The organism is Escherichia sp. E2748, assembly GCF_005781125.1.
Classification (GTDB): Bacteria; Pseudomonadota; Gammaproteobacteria; order Enterobacterales; family Enterobacteriaceae; genus Escherichia.
The window spans coordinates 73579-91775 of the sequence record NZ_VATP01000003.1 but is presented as its reverse complement, the minus strand read 5'-3'; the positions used below and the strand labels follow the sequence as shown (position 1 = coordinate 91775).

19 protein-coding genes are annotated in these 18197 nt (G+C 51.7%); 15 read left to right on the top strand and 4 right to left on the bottom strand.

The genetic code is table 11. The features are described 5' to 3' along the window. Positions 1-50: 50 nt before the first annotated feature. Positions 51-935 (bottom strand): NADP(+)-dependent aldehyde reductase, encoded by an 885-nt coding sequence (yghA, locus tag FEK42_RS06125; RefSeq protein WP_130259448.1) that lies wholly within the window; start codon positions 933-935, stop codon positions 51-53. Positions 936-1125: 190 nt separating this feature from the next. Here yghA and FEK42_RS06120 point away from each other — a divergent pair, with 190 nt between their 5' ends. After that, on the top strand, positions 1126-1620 hold the full coding sequence (locus FEK42_RS06120) for a TIGR00645 family protein (RefSeq protein WP_000439331.1): 495 nt from the start codon (positions 1126-1128) through the stop codon (positions 1618-1620). Positions 1621-1659: 39 nt separating this feature from the next. Here FEK42_RS06120 and gpr read toward each other — a convergent pair whose 3' ends face one another. After that, complete coding sequence (gpr, locus tag FEK42_RS06115) at positions 1660-2700, bottom strand: L-glyceraldehyde 3-phosphate reductase (RefSeq protein ID WP_130208031.1); 1041 nt, start codon at positions 2698-2700, stop codon at positions 1660-1662. A gap of 156 nt (positions 2701-2856) precedes the next feature. Between gpr and yghX the strand changes: the two genes are divergently transcribed. From yghX to hybG, 10 genes are all read left to right on the top strand, one after another. Next, the gene (gene yghX / locus FEK42_RS06110; RefSeq protein WP_130259446.1) at positions 2857-3744 is read left to right on the top strand and encodes a YghX family hydrolase; all 888 of its coding nucleotides are present in this window, start codon (positions 2857-2859) and stop codon (positions 3742-3744) included. Positions 3745-3862: 118 nt separating this feature from the next. After that, on the top strand, positions 3863-4150 hold the full coding sequence (gene yghW, locus FEK42_RS06105; protein WP_001059136.1) for a DUF2623 family protein YghW: 288 nt from the start codon (positions 3863-3865) through the stop codon (positions 4148-4150). Positions 4151-4338: 188 nt separating this feature from the next. Next, positions 4339-5457, top strand: coding sequence for a hydrogenase 2 small subunit (hybO, locus tag FEK42_RS06100; protein WP_130208025.1), 1119 nt, complete (start codon positions 4339-4341; stop codon positions 5455-5457). 2 nt (positions 5458-5459) lie between these two features. After that, positions 5460-6446 carry a hydrogenase 2 operon protein HybA gene (hybA, locus tag FEK42_RS06095; RefSeq protein WP_001081870.1) on the top strand — a complete coding sequence of 329 codons (987 nt, stop codon included), beginning with the start codon at positions 5460-5462 and terminating at the stop codon, positions 6444-6446. After that, positions 6436-7614, top strand: coding sequence for a Ni/Fe-hydrogenase cytochrome b subunit (gene hybB / locus FEK42_RS06090; protein ID WP_000017694.1), 1179 nt, complete (start codon positions 6436-6438; stop codon positions 7612-7614). The genes hybA and hybB overlap by 11 nt, the downstream gene beginning before the upstream one ends. Then, the gene (gene hybC, locus FEK42_RS06085; RefSeq protein ID WP_000083065.1) at positions 7611-9314 is read left to right on the top strand and encodes a hydrogenase 2 large subunit; all 1704 of its coding nucleotides are present in this window, start codon (positions 7611-7613) and stop codon (positions 9312-9314) included. The genes hybB and hybC overlap by 4 nt, the downstream gene beginning before the upstream one ends. Next, positions 9314-9808, top strand: a complete 495-nt coding sequence (locus FEK42_RS06080; RefSeq protein WP_001221940.1) for a HyaD/HybD family hydrogenase maturation endopeptidase — start codon at positions 9314-9316, stop codon at positions 9806-9808. The genes hybC and FEK42_RS06080 overlap by 1 nt, the downstream gene beginning before the upstream one ends. Continuing rightward, complete coding sequence (hybE, locus tag FEK42_RS06075) at positions 9801-10289, top strand: hydrogenase-2 assembly chaperone (protein ID WP_000134014.1); 489 nt, start codon at positions 9801-9803, stop codon at positions 10287-10289. Before FEK42_RS06080 ends, hybE begins: the two co-directional genes overlap by 8 nt. Then, entirely contained in the window at positions 10282-10623 is a 342-nt protein-coding gene (gene hypA / locus FEK42_RS06070; protein WP_000544956.1) for a hydrogenase maturation nickel metallochaperone HypA, read from the top strand. Before hybE ends, hypA begins: the two co-directional genes overlap by 8 nt. 12 nt (positions 10624-10635) lie before the next feature. Then, positions 10636-10884 carry a hydrogenase maturation factor HybG gene (gene hybG, locus FEK42_RS06065; protein WP_000334896.1) on the top strand — a complete coding sequence of 83 codons (249 nt, stop codon included), beginning with the start codon at positions 10636-10638 and terminating at the stop codon, positions 10882-10884. A gap of 131 nt (positions 10885-11015) precedes the next feature. Here hybG and yghU read toward each other — a convergent pair whose 3' ends face one another. After that, a complete protein-coding gene (yghU, locus tag FEK42_RS06060) occupies positions 11016-11882 on the bottom strand; it encodes a glutathione-dependent disulfide-bond oxidoreductase (RefSeq protein WP_135492270.1) in 867 nt (288 codons plus the stop codon). Positions 11883-12086: 204 nt separating this feature from the next. Between yghU and gss the strand changes: the two genes are divergently transcribed. After that, positions 12087-13946 (top strand): bifunctional glutathionylspermidine amidase/synthase, encoded by a 1860-nt coding sequence (gss, locus tag FEK42_RS06055; protein ID WP_130208023.1) that lies wholly within the window; start codon positions 12087-12089, stop codon positions 13944-13946. A gap of 302 nt (positions 13947-14248) precedes the next feature. Continuing rightward, positions 14249-15748, top strand: coding sequence for an inorganic phosphate transporter PitB (pitB, locus tag FEK42_RS06050; protein ID WP_135492272.1), 1500 nt, complete (start codon positions 14249-14251; stop codon positions 15746-15748). A gap of 47 nt (positions 15749-15795) precedes the next feature. On the opposite strand, the gene FEK42_RS06045 is transcribed toward pitB, so the two are convergent. Beyond that, positions 15796-16488 carry a dTMP kinase gene (locus FEK42_RS06045; RefSeq protein WP_130208019.1) on the bottom strand — a complete coding sequence of 231 codons (693 nt, stop codon included), beginning with the start codon at positions 16486-16488 and terminating at the stop codon, positions 15796-15798. A 173-nt stretch (positions 16489-16661) separates the two neighbouring features. Between FEK42_RS06045 and FEK42_RS06040 the strand changes: the two genes are divergently transcribed. After that, a complete protein-coding gene (locus FEK42_RS06040; protein ID WP_135492274.1) occupies positions 16662-17375 on the top strand; it encodes a dTMP kinase in 714 nt (237 codons plus the stop codon). Between the two features lie 31 nt (positions 17376-17406). After that, on the top strand, positions 17407-18165 hold the full coding sequence (locus FEK42_RS06035) for a hypothetical protein (RefSeq protein ID WP_064529665.1): 759 nt from the start codon (positions 17407-17409) through the stop codon (positions 18163-18165). The last annotated feature ends 32 nt before the right edge of the window (positions 18166-18197 follow it).

Below are 18197 nucleotides of genomic sequence, written 5' to 3'. Positions count from 1 at the left end.
AGGTTAAAAGCACAATGATGCCCGGTTGCTATCACACAACCGGGTATTTTTTAGCCTAAATGTTCGCCACCACACACGCCGTGCACTTCTGCGGTGACATAGCTCGACTCCTGACTTGCCAGATAAACATATACAGGGGCCAGCTCCGCCGGTTGCCCCGCACGTTTCATCGGTGTTTTCTGACCAAACTGCGGGATCTTATCCTGCGTCTGTCCACCGGAAATTTGCAGTGCTGTCCAGATAGGGCCTGGCGCGACAATATTCACCCGAATACCTTTCTCCGCGACTTGTTTTGCCAGGCCACGGCTGTAGTTCAGAATCGCCGCCTTCGTAGCCGCATAGTCCAGCAAATGCGGGCTTGGCTGGTAGGCCTGGATTGACGAAGTGGTGATGATACTGGCGCCTTTCGGTAGCAGGGGAATTGCTTCCTGGGTTAGCCAGAACAGCGCGAAAACGTTAATGGTAAAGGTCTTTTGAAACTGTTCGCTGGTGAGGTCTGCAATATCAGGAATGGCAACCTGTTTCCCGGCGACCAGCGCCATAATATCCAGCCCGCCTAATGCCTTATGCGCGTCGTGAACCAGCGAACGGGCAAATTTCTCATCGCTTAAATCGCCCGGCAGCAGAATGGCTTTGCGTCCGCATTCTTCAATGATCTTTTTCACATCCTGAGCATCTTCTTCTTCCACGGGAAGATAACTGATCGCCACGTCAGCGCCTTCACGCGCGTAAGCGATGGCGGCAGCGCGACCGATTCCGGAATCGCCCCCTGTCACCAGTGCTTTACGATCTTTCAGGCGACCGCTACCGACATAGGTTTTCTCGCCGCAATCTGGCACGGGCGTCATCTTCGCCTGAATGCCGGGCGCTGGTTGTTTCTGTTTGGGATATTCACCAGTGTAATACTGTGTGGTCGGGTCTTTTAAATGAGACATCGCTTTTCTCCCTTCAGGTTCAACGTCCTTTAAGGGTAGACGCACGCACCACGGTAATCAGGGAACCAGGAAGATCCCTAAACCTCGGATTTATGCGATAACGGGTTAACGTATATGTTGATTTGCTGTTGCGTGCTGTTAACTCAATTGCGATATACTGTTGCCCGTTTTAACTACACGACAGGAATGTATGGAACGTTTTCTTGAAAATGCAATGTATGCTTCTCGCTGGCTGCTTGCCCCCGTGTACTTTGGCCTTTCGCTGGCGCTGGTTGCCCTGGCGCTGAAGTTCTTTCAGGAGATTATTCACGTCCTGCCGAATATCTTCTCAATGGCAGAATCAGATTTGATCCTCGTGTTGCTGTCGCTGGTGGATATGACGCTGGTTGGCGGTTTGCTGGTGATGGTGATGTTTTCCGGTTATGAGAATTTCGTCTCGCAGCTGGATATCTCCGAGAACAAAGAGAAACTGAACTGGCTGGGGAAAATGGACGCAACGTCGCTAAAAAACAAAGTGGCAGCGTCGATTGTGGCAATCTCTTCCATTCACTTACTGCGCGTCTTTATGGATGCGAAAAATGTCCCGGATAACAAACTGATGTGGTACGTCATTATCCATCTGACGTTTGTGCTTTCTGCATTTGTGATGGGCTATCTTGACCGACTGACTCGTCATAATCACTGATCTGATTCGGGCGCGGTTCTCGCGCCCGGTATTAACTTGTTATTTATCGGAAGATGCTTGCCACAGGTTTAGCTCGCCATCGGCGATATGCTGGTCAATCTGCGCCAGTTCTTCGGCACTAAACGCCAGATTATTCAATGCCTGCACGTTCTCCTCCAGTTGCTCTGGACGACTGGCACCAATCAATACCGACGTCACTCGCTCATCTTTCAGCAACCAGCTTAACGCCATTTGCGCCATCGACTGACCGCGCTGCTGTGCCATTTCATTCAATAACCGCAGGCTGTTGAGGTTAGCGTCGGTGAGCATTTTCGGTGTCAGGCCGCGCACTTTATGACCTTCGCGATGCATCCGTGAATCTTCAGGAATGCCGTTGAGATATTTTCCGGTCAGCAATCCCTGGGCCAGTGGGGTGAAGGCAATGCAGCCCACGCCGTTATTTTGCAGGGTATCCAGCAGGCCGCTTTTATCCACCCAGCGGTTCAGTAAATTGTATGAAGGCTGATGAATTAACAGCGGAATTTTCCACTCGCGCAGCAACTCGACCATTTTTTGCGTCCGCTCTGGCGAGTATGAAGAGATCCCAACATACAGCGCCTTACCACTTTGCACCGCATGGGCCAGCGCAGAGGCGGTTTCTTCCATCGGCGTATTTTCATCGACACGGTGCGAGTAAAAGATATCGACATATTCCAGCCCCATACGCTTCAGGCTTTGGTCGAGACTGGCGAGCAGGTATTTACGTGAGCCGCCAGAGCCGTACGGGCCGGGCCACATATCGTATCCGGCTTTGGTGGAGATAATTAACTCGTCACGATAAGGCGCAAAATCTTCCCTCAGCAGACGACCAAAGTTCTCTTCTGCACTTCCTGGAGGCGGGCCGTAGTTGTTGGCTAAATCAAAGTGCGTAATGCCCAAATCAAACGCTTTACGCAGAATCGCGCGCTGTGATTCCAGCGCGTTAACGTGACCGAAATTGTGCCATAAACCGAGCGATAACGCGGGCAGGCGTAAACCGCTTTTTCCGCAATACCGGTACTGCATCTGCCCGTAACGTTCGGGATTCGCTAACCAGACCATGACATCTCCTTTCCACCATTCAATTTCGAAACAATGTTTCTAGTCTAGCGATTTACCTGGACGTATCCCGTAGCATCGCTCACAGAGTGACGAAAAACTGGGCAAAAACACACGCTTATGCTTTGCTTAAAAAAACAACAGTTGAGGAGTAAAACGATGCCGCGTTTGACCGCCAAAGATTTTCCGCAAGAGTTGCTGGATTACTACGACTATTACGCTCACGGGAAAATATCGAAACGTGAGTTCCTCAACCTGGCAGCGAAGTACGCGGTGGGCGGGATGACGGCGTTAGCGTTGTTTGATTTGCTCAAGCCAAATTACGCGTGGGCGACCCAGGTGGAGTTTACCGACCCGGAGATTGTCGCTGAGTACATCACGTATCCTTCGCCAAATGGTCACGGCGAGGTTCGTGGTTATCTGGTGAAGCCTGCGAAGATGAGCGACAAAACACCCGCTGTGGTGGTCGTGCATGAAAATCGTGGGCTGAATCCGTATATCGAAGATGTAGCACGGCGGGTGGCTAAAGCGGGATACATCGCTCTGGCACCCGACGGTTTAAGTTCCGTTGGTGGTTACCCGGGAAATGATGATAAAGGCCGCGAACTGCAACAGCAGGTTGATCCAACCAAACTGATGAATGATTTCTTTGCTGCAATTGAGTTTATGCAACGCTATCCCCAAGCCTCGGGCAAAGTTGGCATAACCGGATTTTGCTATGGCGGTGGTGTCTCGAACGCGGCTGCCGTGGCGTATCCGGAACTGGCCTGCGCGGTGCCGTTTTATGGTCGCCAGGCACCTACTGCCGATGTGGCGAAGATCGAAGCGCCTTTACTGCTCCACTATGCTGAACTGGACACCCGAATCAATGAGGGCTGGCCCGCTTACGAGGCGGCGTTGAAGGCTAATAACAAAGTCTATGAAGCGTATATTTATCCGGGGGTTAACCATGGATTCCATAATGATTCCACGCCACGTTATGACAAATCAGCCGCCGATCTTGCCTGGCAAAGGACGCTGACATGGTTCGATAAATATCTTTCCTGAAGTGTTTATCCCTTAAAGGATAACGTCCTACATGTGCAGGAAAAAATAGCGTGCGTAAAAGTCGGAGTTTGCCTAAAATATCGCTATATATACTGATATATAACGTTTGAGGTAAACGATGAATAACCATTTCGGTAAAGGCTTAATGGCGGGATTAAAAGCAACGCATGCCGACAGTGCAGTTAATGTGACTAAATTTTGCGCCGATTATAAACGTGGTTTTGTATTAGGCTACTCGCACCGGATGTATGAAAAGACCGGCGATCGCCAGCTCAGCGCCTGGGAAGCGGGTATTCTGACGCGCCGTTATGGGCTGGATAAAGAGATGGTAATGGATTTCTTTCGTGAGAATAATTCCTGTTCTACGTTGCGCTTTTTTATGGCGGGTTATCGCCTCGAAAATTGATCAAACATACGTATTATCTTGCTTTAATTAATTACACTAATGCTTATTCCCTTCGTTTTAGCGCCCCGCCGCAGTATCATTGTAATGATAACCATAATAAATGTGTGGTAAATGGCGCATCGATCGCATTATTGATTTTGCGGTTGAGGCAAAATATATGCCAGGTCTTCGCAACGGAATAACTATAAATGACTGGAGATAACACCCTCATCCATTCTCACGGCATTAATCGTCGTGATTTCATGAAGCTTTGTGCAGCATTAGCCGCCACCATGGGGTTAAGTAGCAAAGCCGCCGCAGAGATGGCCGAATCGGTCACTAACCCGCAGCGCCCGCCGGTTATCTGGATTGGCGCGCAGGAATGCACCGGTTGTACGGAATCTCTGCTTCGTGCGACGCATCCAACGGTAGAAAACCTCGTGCTGGAGACTATCTCTCTGGAGTATCACGAAGTGCTTTCTGCCGCCTTCGGCCATCAGGTTGAAGAGAACAAACACAACGCGCTCGAGAAATACAAAGGGCAGTATGTGTTGGTTGTGGATGGTTCCATCCCATTAAAAGATAACGGTATTTATTGCATGGTTGCCGGTGAGCCGATTGTGGACCACATCCGCAAAGCGGCAGAAGGCGCAGCAGCCATTATCGCTATCGGTTCCTGCTCCGCGTGGGGCGGCGTCGCCGCTGCCGGGGTTAACCCGACTGGCGCGGTCAGCCTGCAAGAAGTTCTGCCAGGCAAAACCGTTATTAACATTCCAGGCTGCCCGCCAAACCCGCACAACTTCCTCGCGACCGTTGCGCACATCATCACTTACGGTAAACCGCCGAAGCTGGATAACAAAAACCGCCCGACCTTCGCTTATGGTCGTCTGATTCACGAACATTGCGAACGTCGTCCGCACTTCGATGCTGGTCGTTTTGCCAAAGAGTTCGGCGATGAAGGCCACCGCGAAGGCTGGTGCCTGTACCACCTCGGCTGTAAAGGGCCAGAAACTTACGGCAACTGCTCAACGCTGCAATTCTGCGACGTTGGCGGCGTGTGGCCGGTGGCAATTGGTCACCCATGCTATGGCTGTAACGAAGAAGGTGTCGGCTTCCATAAAGGCATCCATCAGCTTGCCAACGTCGAAAACCAGACGCCGCGTTCACAAAAACCGGATGTCAACGCTAAAGAAGGCGGCAACGTCTCTGCGGGCGCTATCGGTTTGCTCGGCGGTGTGGTTGGGCTGGTTGCCGGTGTCAGCGTGATGGCGGTGCGTGAACTGGGTCGTCAGCAAAAGAAAGATAACGCTGACTCACGGGGAGAATAACCGTGAACAGACGTAATTTTATTAAAGCAGCCTCCTGCGGGGCATTGCTGACGGGCGCACTGCCGTCTGTCAGTCATGCGGCTGCTGAAAACCGCCCGCCAATTCCGGGATCGCTGGGTATGTTGTACGACTCGACCTTGTGCGTAGGCTGTCAGGCTTGCGTCACCAAGTGTCAGGATATCAACTTCCCTGAACGTAACCCGCAAGGGGAACAGACCTGGTCGAACAACGACAAACTGTCGCCGTATACCAATAACATCATTCAGGTGTGGACCAGCGGCACGGGCGTCAACAAAGACCAGGAGGAGAACGGCTATGCGTACATTAAGAAACAGTGTATGCATTGCGTCGATCCGAACTGTGTCTCCGTGTGTCCGGTCTCTGCGCTGAAAAAAGATCCGAAAACCGGCATTGTCCATTACGACAAAGATGTGTGCACCGGCTGCCGTTACTGCATGGTTGCCTGTCCGTACAACGTGCCGAAGTACGACTACAACAACCCGTTTGGTGCGCTGCATAAATGTGAGCTGTGCAACCAGAAAGGTGTGGAACGTCTCGATAAAGGCGGTCTGCCTGGCTGCGTAGAAGTATGCCCGGCGGGGGCGGTGATTTTTGGTACGCGTGAAGAGCTGATGGCGGAGGCGAAAAAACGTCTGGCGCTGAAGCCTGGCAGCGAATACCACTATCCGCGTCAGACGCTGAAATCTGGCGACACTTACCTGCATACGGTGCCGAAATATTATCCGCATCTGTACGGCGAGAAAGAGGGCGGCGGTACTCAGGTTCTGGTACTGACGGGTGTGCCTTATGAAAATCTCGACCTGCCGAAACTGGACGATCTTTCTACCGGTGCGCGTTCCGAAAATATTCAACACACCCTGTATAAAGGCATGATGCTACCACTGGCTGTGCTGGCGGGCTTAACCGTGCTGGTTCGTCGCAACACCAAAAACGACCATCACGACGGAGGAGACGATCATGAGTCATGATCCACAACCGCTGGGCGGCAAAATCATCAGTAAACCGGTCATGATTTTTGGACCGTTAATCGTCATCTGTATGCTTCTGATTGTGAAGCGTCTGGTGTTCGGTCTGGGCTCTGTCTCCGACCTGAACGGCGGCTTCCCGTGGGGCGTGTGGATCGCGTTTGACCTGTTGATCGGCACCGGCTTTGCCTGTGGCGGCTGGGCGCTGGCGTGGGCGGTATACGTCTTTAACCGTGGGCAATACCATCCGCTGGTGCGTCCGGCGCTGTTGGCAAGTCTGTTCGGTTATTCACTGGGCGGCTTGTCGATCACTATCGACGTGGGTCGCTACTGGAACCTGCCGTACTTCTACATTCCGGGTCACTTCAACGTGAACTCGGTACTGTTCGAGACGGCGGTCTGTATGACCATCTACATCGGCGTGATGGCACTGGAGTTTGCTCCGGCACTGTTTGAACGTCTGGGCTGGAAGGTTTCTCTCAAGCGTCTGAACAAGGTGATGTTCTTCATCATTGCACTTGGCGCGCTGTTGCCGACCATGCACCAGTCTTCAATGGGGTCGCTGATGATCTCGGCGGGCTACAAAGTGCATCCGCTGTGGCAGAGCTATGAAATGTTGCCGCTGTTCTCGCTGCTGACGGCGTTCATCATGGGCTTCTCGATTGTCATCTTTGAAGGTTCGTTGGTGCAGGCGGGTCTGCGTGGCAATGGTCCAGATGAAAAGAGCCTGTTCGTCAAGCTGACGAATACCATCAGCGTACTGCTGGCGATTTTTATCGTGCTGCGCTTTGGCGAGCTTATCTATCGCGACAAGCTGTCGTTAGCGTTTGCCGGTGACTTCTACTCCGTGATGTTCTGGATTGAAGTCCTGCTGATGCTCTTCCCGCTGGTGGTTCTGCGTGTGGCGAAGCTGCGTAATGATTCCCGCATGTTGTTCTTGTCGGCACTGAGCGCGCTGTTAGGTTGTGCAACCTGGCGTCTGACCTATTCGCTGGTGGCATTCAACCCGGGCGGCGGTTACGCCTACTTCCCGACCTGGGAAGAACTGTTGATTTCTATTGGTTTTGTGGCTATTGAGATTTGCGCTTACATCGTACTCATTCGTCTACTGCCGATACTTCCTCCTTTAAAACAAAACGATCATAATCGTCATGAGGCGAGCAAAGCATGAGCCAGAGAATTACTATTGATCCGGTAACCCGAATTGAAGGGCATTTACGCATCGATTGCGAAATCGAAAATGGCGTCGTTTCGAAAGCATGGGCTTCCGGTACCATGTGGCGCGGCATGGAAGAGATCGTGAAAAACCGCGATCCGCGCGATGCATGGATGATTGTGCAACGTATCTGTGGCGTATGTACTACTACTCACGCACTGTCTTCCGTTCGTGCGGCAGAGAGTGCGCTGAATATCGACGTTCCGGTTAACGCGCAATACATCCGTAACATCATTCTGGCTGCGCACACCACGCATGACCATATTGTTCATTTCTATCAGCTTTCGGCGCTGGACTGGGTGGACATCACTTCTGCACTGCAAGCTGATCCAACCAAAGCCTCCGAAATGCTGAAAGGCGTTTCGACCTGGCATCTGAACAGCCCGGAAGAGTTCACCAAAGTTCAGAACAAGATCAAAGATCTGGTTGCCAGCGGTCAGTTGGGTATTTTCGCCAATGGCTACTGGGGTCACCCGGCGATGAAACTACCGCCGGAAGTGAACCTGATTGCGGTAGCGCACTACCTGCAAGCGTTGGAGTGCCAGCGTGACGCTAACCGCGTCGTGGCGCTGCTGGGCGGTAAAACGCCGCACATTCAGAACCTGGCGGTAGGCGGGGTCGCGAACCCGATCAACCTCGACGGTCTGGGTGTGCTGAACCTTGAGCGCCTGATGTACATCAAGTCTTTCATCGACAAGCTGAGCGACTTTGTTGAGCAGGTTTACAAGGTTGATACCGCAGTTATCGCCGCGTTCTACCCGGAATGGCTGACGCGCGGTAAAGGTGCGGTGAACTACCTGAGCGTGCCGGAATTCCCGACCGACAGCAAAAACGGCAGCTTCCTGTTCCCGGGCGGCTACATTGAGAATGCGGATCTGTCCTCGTATCGTCCGATCACTTCCCATTCCGATGAATACCTGATCAAAGGGATTCAGGAAAGCGCGAAGCACTCCTGGTATAAAGACGAAGCGCCGCAGGCACCGTGGGAAGGCACCACCATTCCGGCTTACGACGGTTGGTCTGACGACGGTAAATATTCCTGGGTGAAATCGCCGACTTTCTACGGCAAAACGGTAGAAGTGGGTCCGCTGGCTAACATGCTGGTGAAACTGGCGGCAGGTCGCGAGTCTACCCAGAACAAACTGAATGAAATCGTTGCGATTTATCAGAAACTGACTGGCAACACGCTGGAAGTGGCGCAGCTGCACTCCACGCTGGGCCGTATTATTGGTCGTACCGTTCACTGCTGCGAATTGCAGGATATCCTGCAAAACCAGTACAGTGCACTGATCACCAATATCGGCAAAGGCGATCACACCACCTTTGTGAAACCGAACATTCCGGCAACGGGCGAGTTCAAAGGCGTTGGCTTCCTTGAAGCACCGCGCGGTATGCTCTCTCACTGGATGGTGATCAAAGACGGTATCATCAGCAACTACCAGGCAGTTGTTCCATCAACCTGGAACTCTGGTCCGCGTAACTTCAATGATGACGTCGGTCCTTACGAGCAGTCGCTGGTGGGCACGCCGGTTGCCGATCCGAATAAACCGCTGGAAGTGGTGCGTACCATTCACTCCTTCGACCCGTGCATGGCCTGTGCGGTACACGTAGTGGATGCCGACGGCAACGAAGTGGTTTCAGTGAAGGTTCTGTAATGCGTATTTTAGTCTTAGGGGTCGGCAATATTTTGCTGACCGATGAAGCCATCGGTGTGCGGATTGTTGAAGCGTTAGAGCAACGATACATTCTGCCGGATTATGTTGAGATCCTCGATGGCGGCACGGCGGGAATGGAGCTGCTTGGCGACATGGCAAATCGCGATCATCTGATTATTGCGGATGCCATTGTCTCGAAAAAGAACGCGCCGGGAACGATGATGATCCTGCGGGATGAAGAGGTTCCGGCGTTGTTTACCAACAAAATCTCTCCGCATCAGCTTGGCCTGGCCGACGTCTTGTCGGCCCTGCGCTTCACCGGTGAGTTTCCGAAAAAGCTGACGCTGGTCGGCGTGATCCCGGAATCGCTGGAGCCGCACATCGGCTTAACGCCGACGGTTGAAGCAATGATTGAACCTGCGCTTGAGCAGGTTCTGGCTGCGCTGCGCGAATCAGGCGTGGAAGCCATCCCACGGGAGGCGACTCATGACTGAAGAGATAGCAGGTTTCCAGACCTCCCCGAAGGCGCAAGTACAGGCTGCGTTTGAAGAAATTGCCCGGCGTTCGATGCACGATCTCTCTTTTCTGCATCCTTCAATGCCGGTGTATGTTTCCGACTTTACGCTGTTCGAAGGTCAGTGGACGGGGTGTGTGATCACCCCGTGGATGCTGAGTGCAGTTATCTTCCCCGGCCCGGATCAACTCTGGCCGCTGCGCAAAGTGAGTGAAAAAATCGGTCTGCAACTGCCGTATGGCACTATGACCTTTACCGTTGGCGAACTGGACGGTGTGTCGCAATACCTCTCCTGCTCGCTGATGTCGCCGCTTTCGCACAGCATGTCGATTGAAGAGGGCCAACGCCTGACGGATGACTGCGCGCGAATGATCCTTTCGCTGCCAGTCACTAATCCGGATGTACCACATGCAGGGCGTCGCGCCCTGCTGTTTGGTCGCAGGAGTGGCGAAAATGCATGAGTTGTCGCTTTGCCAGAGCGCCGTTGAGATTATCCAACGGCAGGCGGAGCAGCACGATGTTAAGCGCGTCACCGCCGTGTGGCTGGAAATTGGCGCGCTCTCCTGCGTTGAGGAGAGCGCCGTCCGTTTTAGTTTTGAAATTGTCTGCCAGGGAACGGTGGCGCAAGGGTGCGATTTACATATCGTCTATAAACCAGCCCAGGCCTGGTGCTGGGATTGCAGCCAGGTGGTGGAGATTCATCAGCACGATGCGCAGTGTCCGATCTGTCATGGCGAGCGGTTGCGTGTCGATACCGGCGATTCGCTGATCGTCAAAAGTATTGAAGTTGAATAACCGGAGTTAACAATGTGTATTGGCGTTCCAGGCCAGGTGCTGGCTGTCGGTGAAGATATTCACCAGCTTGCGCAGGTTGAAGTATGTGGTATCAAGCGCGACGTGAATATCGCCCTGATTTGCGAAGGTAACCCTGCCGATCTGCTGGGCCAGTGGGTACTGGTGCACGTCGGATTTGCCATGAGCATCATCGACGAAGACGAAGCCAAAGCCACATTAGACGCACTGCGCCAAATGGATTACGACATTACCAGCGCGTGATGATTAAAACCGGATGCTTTCGTAGGCCTGATAAGACGCGCGAGCGTCGCATCAGGCATTGTGCTTGATTGCCGGATGCGGCGTGAACGCCTTGTCCGGCCTACATGGCTTGCTGCGATATGCACCAACCATTACCCCTGACGCTTATCTTCCGTATTTGTCTCGAAATCACTGGCGTCATGGCGCTCATGCAACTGCTCGTTCAGCAGCCCGTTGGTGCGGTTAACAATACGCCCACGTTTCACTGCCGGACGTTCGCCCACTTCTTTCGCCCAGCGTTGCACATGCTTATAACTGCCCGCATCAAGAAACTCTGCGGCATCATACACGCCACCTAACACCACGTTGCCAAACCACGGCCAAATCGCCATATCCGCAATGGTGTACTCATCGCCCGCAACAAACTTGTGCTGCGCCAGCTGCTTATCCAGCACGTCGAGAAGACGCTTGGCTTCCATGGTAAAGCGGTTAATGGCGTACTCAATTTTCACTGGCGCGTAATGATAAAAGTGACCAAAACCACCGCCGAGGAACGGCGCAGCGCCCTGTAACCAGAACAGCCAGTTCATCGTTTCGGTACGCTTTGCCAGATCCTGCGGCAGGAAGTAGCCAAATTTCTCGGCCAGATAAAGCAGAATCGATCCTGACTCAAACACGCGGATTGGCGGGTTATGCGTATGATCGCGCAGAGCGGGAATTTTCGAGTTCGGGTTCACTTCGACAAAACCGCTGGAGAATTGATCGCCATCGCCAATGCGAATCAGCCACGCGTCGTACTCTGCGCCGGTGACGCCCAGCGCCAGCAGCTCCTCAAGCATAATCGTTACTTTCTGACCGTTCGGCGTTCCCAGCGAATAGAGTTGCAATGGGTGTTTGCCTACGGGCAGCGTTTTTTCATGTGTCGGACCAGAAACCGGGCGATTGATATTGGCGAACGCGCCGCCAGCGGATTTATCCCACGTCCAGACTTTCGCGGGCTGATAAGTATTGTCTGCCATAGTGAGTTGCCTTCTGAGTGGTCGTGTTGAAGCAGTGTAGCAGGTCACTTGCTGTACAGAATGTGAATTTTTTAACCCTTTGCGCCAGCCGCTGCGTTGAGGTGTATGATAAGTCTAACCTCTGTCCGGTTAATGTCGCTGAGCAGGTAATCAGAGCACAACAATTACGCCAACTGCTTAGGTTGTATTGTTAAAGGTAAAGTGATGAGCAAAGGAACGACCAGCCAGGATGCCCCGTTCGGGACGTTATTGGGCTACGCCCCCGGTGGTGTAGCAATCTACTCTTCAGATTACAGTTCTCTCGATCCGCAGGAATACGAAGATGATGCCGTATTCCGTAGCTATATCGACGACGAATATATGGGCCACAAATGGCAATGCGTTGAGTTTGCTCGCCGTTTTCTCTTTCTGAACTACGGTGTGGTCTTCACTGACGTGGGCATGGCGTGGGAGATTTTCTCGCTGCGCTTCTTGCGTGAAGTGGTTAATGACAACATTCTGCCATTGCAGGCATTTCCTAACGGTTCGCCGCGTGCGCCGGTCGCGGGCGCGCTTCTTATCTGGGATAAAGGCGGTGAATTTAAAGATACCGGCCATGTCGCCATCATTACGCAATTACATGGCAACAAAGTCCGTATTGCCGAACAGAACGTGATTCATTCCCCGTTGCCGCAAGGGCAACAGTGGACGCGCGAGCTGGAGATGGTGGTAGAAAACGGCTGCTATACCCTCAAAGACACCTTTGATGACACCACTATTCTGGGTTGGATGATTCAGACGGAAGATACCGAATACAGCTTGCCACAGCCGGAAATTGCAGGCGATTTGTTGAAGATCAGCGGAGCGCGCCTGGAAGATAAAGGCCAGTTTGACGGTAAATGGCTGGATGAAAAAGATCCGCTGCAAAACGCCTACGTGCAGGCGAACGGTCAGGTGATCAATCAGGATCCGTATCATTACTACACCATTACGGAGAGCGCCGAACAGGAGCTGGTTAAAGCCACCAACGAGCTGCATCTGATGTATCTTCACGCTACCGATAAAGTGCTGAAAGATGACAACCTGCTGGCGCTGTTCGACATTCCGAAAATCCTCTGGCCGCGTTTGCGCCTCTCCTGGCAGCGTCGTCGTCACCATATGATCACCGGTCGTATGGATTTTTGTATGGATGAGCGTGGCCTGAAGGTCTATGAATACAACGCCGACTCCGCCTCCTGTCATACTGAAGCGGGCTTGATCCTCGAACGTTGGGCGGAGCAGGGCTATAAAGGCAACGGGTTCAATCCGGCGGAAGGTCTGATTACCGAACTGGCTGGCGCGTGGAAACACAGTCGCGCGCGTCCGTTTGTCCATATCATGCAGGACAAAGATATTGAAGAGAACTATCACGCTCAGTTTATGGAGCAGGCGCTGCAACAGGCGGGCTTTGAAACGCGTATCTTGCGCGGGCTAGATGAACTGGGCTGGGATGCTGCCGGACAACTGATTGATGGGGAAGGGCGACTGGTTAACTGCGTATGGAAGACCTGGGCGTGGGAAACGGCGTTTGATCAGATTCGCGAAGTCAGCGACCGTGAGTTTGCCGCAGTACCGATTCGTACCGGTCATCCGCAAAATGAAGTGCGCCTGATCGACGTTCTGCTGCGTCCGGAAGTGCTGGTCTTTGAACCGCTTTGGACGGTGATCCCTGGCAACAAAGCGATTCTGCCAATTCTCTGGTCGCTGTTCCCGCATCATCGTTATCTGCTGGATACCGATTTCACTGTTAATGATGAACTGGTGAAAACCGGTTACGCCGTGAAACCGATTGCCGGTCGCTGTGGTAGCAATATCGACCTGGTCAGCCATCATGAAGAGGTGCTCGACCAAACCAGCGGTAAATTTGCCGAGCAGAAAAATATCTACCAGCAACTGTGGTGTCTGCCAAAAGTGGACGGTAAATACATTCAGGTATGTACTTTCACCGTGGGCGGCAACTACGGTGGGACGTGTTTGCGCGGCGATGAATCTCTGGTCATCAAAAAAGAGAGTGATATTGAGCCGTTAATTGTGCTGAAAGAGTAATAGACTTTTTCGCAAACCCGTGCTGATTATCAAAAATAGTCAGCACGGAAAATCGTTCATGGAATGCTCAAAATATTGAATATTGAAATACATTAAGTTAATAAATTCACAATATGAATGTATTAATGATTGAAATGATTCTACATTAATTATTTCTTAAAACTTTGAATGGCAACTTATTATCTGATACTAAAGAAATAACACTCTTTTTATCGTTAAAAAATGATATTTCACTTTGCCCGCGCCGTTAAAGTCACTGATAATGCGTCCGTTCGTAAATTCAAAATGGCGTAATCTAATATATGCTAAATTTATTTGTTGGCCTTGATATATACACGGGGCTTTTGTTATTACTTGCTCTGGCATTTGTGTTGTTCTACGAAGCAATCAATGGTTTTCATGACACGGCGAATGCGGTGGCAACCGTTATTTATACTCGTGCCATGCAGCCACAACTTGCCGTGGTGATGGCGGCATTTTTTAACTTTTTTGGCGTATTGCTTGGCGGACTTAGCGTCGCCTATGCCATCGTCCATATGTTGCCAACCGATTTGCTATTGAATATGGGGTCAACCCACGGTCTGGCGATGGTCTTTTCCATGCTGCTGGCGGCGATTATCTGGAACCTGGGAACGTGGTTCTTTGGTTTACCGGCCTCCAGTTCGCACACCTTGATTGGCGCGATTATCGGCATCGGTTTAACCAACGCGCTGTTAACCGGCTCGTCGGTGATGGATGCGTTAAACCTGCGTGAAGTGACCAAGATTTTCTCCTCGTTAATTGTCTCCCCCATCGTCGGCCTGGTCATTGCGGGTGGTCTGATTTTCCTGCTGCGCCGTTTCTGGAGCGGGACGAAAAAGCGTGACCGTATTCACCGCATTCCTGAAGATCGCAAAAAGAAAAAAGGCAAACGTAAGCCGCCATTCTGGACGCGTATTGCGCTGATTGTTTCCGCTGCGGGCGTGGCGTTTTCGCACGGCGCGAACGACGGGCAGAAAGGGATCGGCCTGGTGATGCTGGTACTGGTGGGGATTGCCCCTGCTGGTTTCGTTGTCAATATGAACGCGTCCGGCTATGAAATTACCCGTACCCGCGATGCCGTCATCAATTTCGAACACTATCTGCAACAGCATCCTGAACTACCGCAGAAGTTGATTGCGATGGAACCTCCATTGCCTGCGGCATCGACTGATGGCACGCAAGTGACGGAGTTCCATTGTCATCCGGCAAATACCTTTGATGCGATTGCGCGCGTTAAAACGATGCTGCCGGGCAATATGGAAAGCTACGAGCCGTTAAACGTAAGTCAACGCAGTCAGCTGCGCCGTATTATGCTTTGTATCTCTGATACCTCTGCGAAGCTGGCGAAACTGCCAGGCGTTAGCAAAGAAGACCAGAGCCTGCTGAAAAAACTGCGCAGCGATATGTTAAGCACCATTGAATATGCTCCAGTGTGGATCATCATGGCGGTGGCTTTAGCACTCGGTGTTGGCACCATGATTGGCTGGCGCCGTGTAGCGATGACCATCGGTGAGAAAATTGGTAAGCGCGGCATGACTTATGCGCAAGGGATGGCGGCGCAGATGACGGCGGCGGTATCTATCGGTCTTGCCAGCTATATTGGGATGCCTGTTTCCACAACTCACGTACTCTCTTCTGCGGTGGCGGGGACGATGGTGGTAGATGGCGGTGGGTTACAGCGTAAAACGGTAACCAGTATCCTGATGGCGTGGGTGTTTACCTTACCGGCGGCAATTTTTCTGTCTGGTAGTCTGTACTGGATTGCATTGCAGCTTATCTAACCTTCCTGTTAATGCCCGGTCCTGCGATCGGGCATTATCACTTCTGACTAGCGATAACCTCGCGCTGTCATAAAATCCATTATCGCTTTTTCCGCATCAACCAGCACTTGTTCCAGCGGTTGATTGGCATCGATATCAACCAGTTGCGCGCCTCCAAAGGTTAACTTTGGCGTTATGGCAATTTTCTTCGCCAGAGATTCTCGTTTGTGGTCAGGCTTACGTGCGCAGGCCACGTCCAGGGAGACATTGAGTTTGATGACCAGATCGGGCTTATGGCTCGCCATCCAGTGAAATGCTTTACGTTCCTGACTTGCCAACCATGACACAAACCGGCCACCTTCAACGTTAGGCGGGAACACCGTACCATCGTAAGCGCCAGGAATCTGGTCCTGTGGATAACGGTCGGTCAAAACAATTAACCCGCGACGACGACAGGCAAGCATATGACGAAAGCGCAGTAAGCGGCGGGCGACAAACGCTGTAATTACCAGCGCCGGAACTGGCCCAGGCAATTTTTTCGCTGTTTTCACTTTATTGCGTTCAATTGATTTATTAAGCGATTTTCCCATTAAGGGCAGTTTTACCACTGCACGACCGACATTTCCGGCTTGCTTTCCTAAATGAACTCTTTCTGCGGCACCATATTTTTCGACAACGGTAATGAGATGTTCACAAACCGTTGACTTGCCTGAACCATCACTACCAATAACGGCTATTAATGGAGGTGTTATAGACTGCATGAATATATCCTTAAATTTAAATATCCATCCCAAATATTTATCTGGTTAATATGTTTTAATGAAAGCGTAATTCAGGTCAATGTCACAATTAACCATTGTCACAATAAGGTTGAACGGATATTCTGAGCACGGACCACGTAATATTCAATACATTATTTGCTGCCGGGTTTTTCGTGAATCAACGTAATATGTCAATAATTAATTCCATGCCAGTGCGTGTTATTGCCATTGTGGGATGTGATGGTTCAGGTAAATCGACCCTCACGGCAAGCCTGGTGAATGAACTGGCAGCAATAATGCCAACAGAACAAATTTATCTTGGGCAGTCTTCCGGACGAATTGGCGAATGGATTTCACAGCTCCCTATAATTGGCGCCCCTTTTGAGCGTTATCTGCGGGGTAAGGCAGCTCATGTACATGAAAAGCCCTCAATACCGCCTGGCAATATTACCGCGCTGGTTATCTATTTGCTTTCCTGCTGGCGGGCGTACAAGTTTCGAAAAATGTTGAGAAAAAGCCAGCATGGCTTTTTGTTGATTACCGACCGCTACCCGCAGGTTGAAGTCCCTGGCTTTCGTTTTGATGGTCCACAACTGGCTAAAACTAAAGGCGGTAATGGCTGGGTAAAAATGTTAAGGCAGCGCGAGCTGAAGCTGTACCAATGGATGGCGTCTTATTTGCCCGTATTGTTGATTCGTCTTGGCATTGATGAACAAACCGCGTTTTCGCGTAAACCTGACCATCAACTGGCAGCGTTACAGGAAAAAATCGCCGTTACGCCGCAACTGACTTTCAACGGCGCCAGGATCCTTGAACTGGATGGTCGGCAACCAGCCGATGAAATCCTGCAAGCGTCACTACGTGCAATTCACGCCGCACTTTCCTGATCACCAAAATGGATAGGGGATGATTTAAAGAATGGATGCACTACAAACGCAAGCTGTTAACAGCACTACCGCGCCGCAGCCCAGCTACATTCCGGGGCTAATTGCGGTAGTCGGGTGCGATGGCACCGGCAAATCCACGCTGACCACCGATCTGGTGAAATCATTGCAACAGCACTGGCAAACCGAGCGGCGCTATCTGGGGCTACTGTCCGGTGAAGACGGCGACAAAATCAAACGATTACCGTTGGTTGGTGTCTGGCTGGAGCGGCGACTGGCGGCAAAATCCTCGAAAACCCAAAGCATGAAAACTCGCTCTCCGGCGCTCTGGGCGGCGGTGATTATGTACTGCTTCTCGCTGCGAAGAATGGCGAACCTTCGTAAGGTTCAGCGACTGGCGCAAAGCGGCGTACTGGTGGTAAGCGATCGCTTTCCGCAGGCGGAAATTTCCGGTTTTTATTATGACGGGCCGGGGATTGGCGTCGAACGCGCGACCGGGAAAATCAACCAATTTCTGGCGCAGCGCGAGCGACAGTTATACCAACAAATGGCGCAGTACCGTCCTGAATTAATCATTCGTTTGGGGATTGATATTGATACTGCCATCTCCCGCAAGCCTGACCATGACTATGCCGAGTTGCAGGACAAAATCGGCGTCATGTCGAAGATTGGCTATAACGGCACAAAAATTTTAGAGATTGATTCCAGAGCGCCCTACAGCGAAGTGCTGGAACAGGCACAGAAAGCGGTTTCTCTGGTTGCCATCGTTTCTGACCGCCGAAGCTTGACTTAAGGCAGACGGGATATTTTTCATTTTTCAACGAT

What these genes read in the sequence shown, in the direction of transcription:
- yghW (WP_001059136.1), top strand. Translation starts at nt 3,863, where the DNA reads ATGAATAACCATTTCGGTAAAGGCTTAATGGCGGGATTAAAAGCAACG.
- hybE (WP_000134014.1), top strand. Translation starts at nt 9,801, where the DNA reads ATGACTGAAGAGATAGCAGGTTTCCAGACCTCCCCGAAGGCGCAAGTA.
- yghA (WP_130259448.1), bottom strand. Translation starts at nt 935, where the DNA reads ATGTCTCATTTAAAAGACCCGACCACACAGTATTACACTGGTGAATAT.
- yghX (WP_130259446.1), top strand. Translation starts at nt 2,857, where the DNA reads ATGCCGCGTTTGACCGCCAAAGATTTTCCGCAAGAGTTGCTGGATTAC.
- FEK42_RS06080 (WP_001221940.1), top strand. Translation starts at nt 9,314, where the DNA reads ATGCGTATTTTAGTCTTAGGGGTCGGCAATATTTTGCTGACCGATGAA.
- hybB (WP_000017694.1), top strand. Translation starts at nt 6,436, where the DNA reads ATGAGTCATGATCCACAACCGCTGGGCGGCAAAATCATCAGTAAACCG.
- gpr (WP_130208031.1), bottom strand. Translation starts at nt 2,700, where the DNA reads ATGGTCTGGTTAGCGAATCCCGAACGTTACGGGCAGATGCAGTACCGG.
- gss (WP_130208023.1), top strand. Translation starts at nt 12,087, where the DNA reads ATGAGCAAAGGAACGACCAGCCAGGATGCCCCGTTCGGGACGTTATTG.
- pitB (WP_135492272.1), top strand. Translation starts at nt 14,249, where the DNA reads ATGCTAAATTTATTTGTTGGCCTTGATATATACACGGGGCTTTTGTTA.
- yghU (WP_135492270.1), bottom strand. Translation starts at nt 11,882, where the DNA reads ATGGCAGACAATACTTATCAGCCCGCGAAAGTCTGGACGTGGGATAAA.
- FEK42_RS06120 (WP_000439331.1), top strand. Translation starts at nt 1,126, where the DNA reads ATGGAACGTTTTCTTGAAAATGCAATGTATGCTTCTCGCTGGCTGCTT.
- hybC (WP_000083065.1), top strand. Translation starts at nt 7,611, where the DNA reads ATGAGCCAGAGAATTACTATTGATCCGGTAACCCGAATTGAAGGGCAT.
- hybG (WP_000334896.1), top strand. Translation starts at nt 10,636, where the DNA reads ATGTGTATTGGCGTTCCAGGCCAGGTGCTGGCTGTCGGTGAAGATATT.
- hybO (WP_130208025.1), top strand. Translation starts at nt 4,339, where the DNA reads ATGACTGGAGATAACACCCTCATCCATTCTCACGGCATTAATCGTCGT.
- FEK42_RS06035 (WP_064529665.1), top strand. Translation starts at nt 17,407, where the DNA reads ATGGATGCACTACAAACGCAAGCTGTTAACAGCACTACCGCGCCGCAG.
- hypA (WP_000544956.1), top strand. Translation starts at nt 10,282, where the DNA reads ATGCATGAGTTGTCGCTTTGCCAGAGCGCCGTTGAGATTATCCAACGG.
- FEK42_RS06045 (WP_130208019.1), bottom strand. Translation starts at nt 16,488, where the DNA reads ATGCAGTCTATAACACCTCCATTAATAGCCGTTATTGGTAGTGATGGT.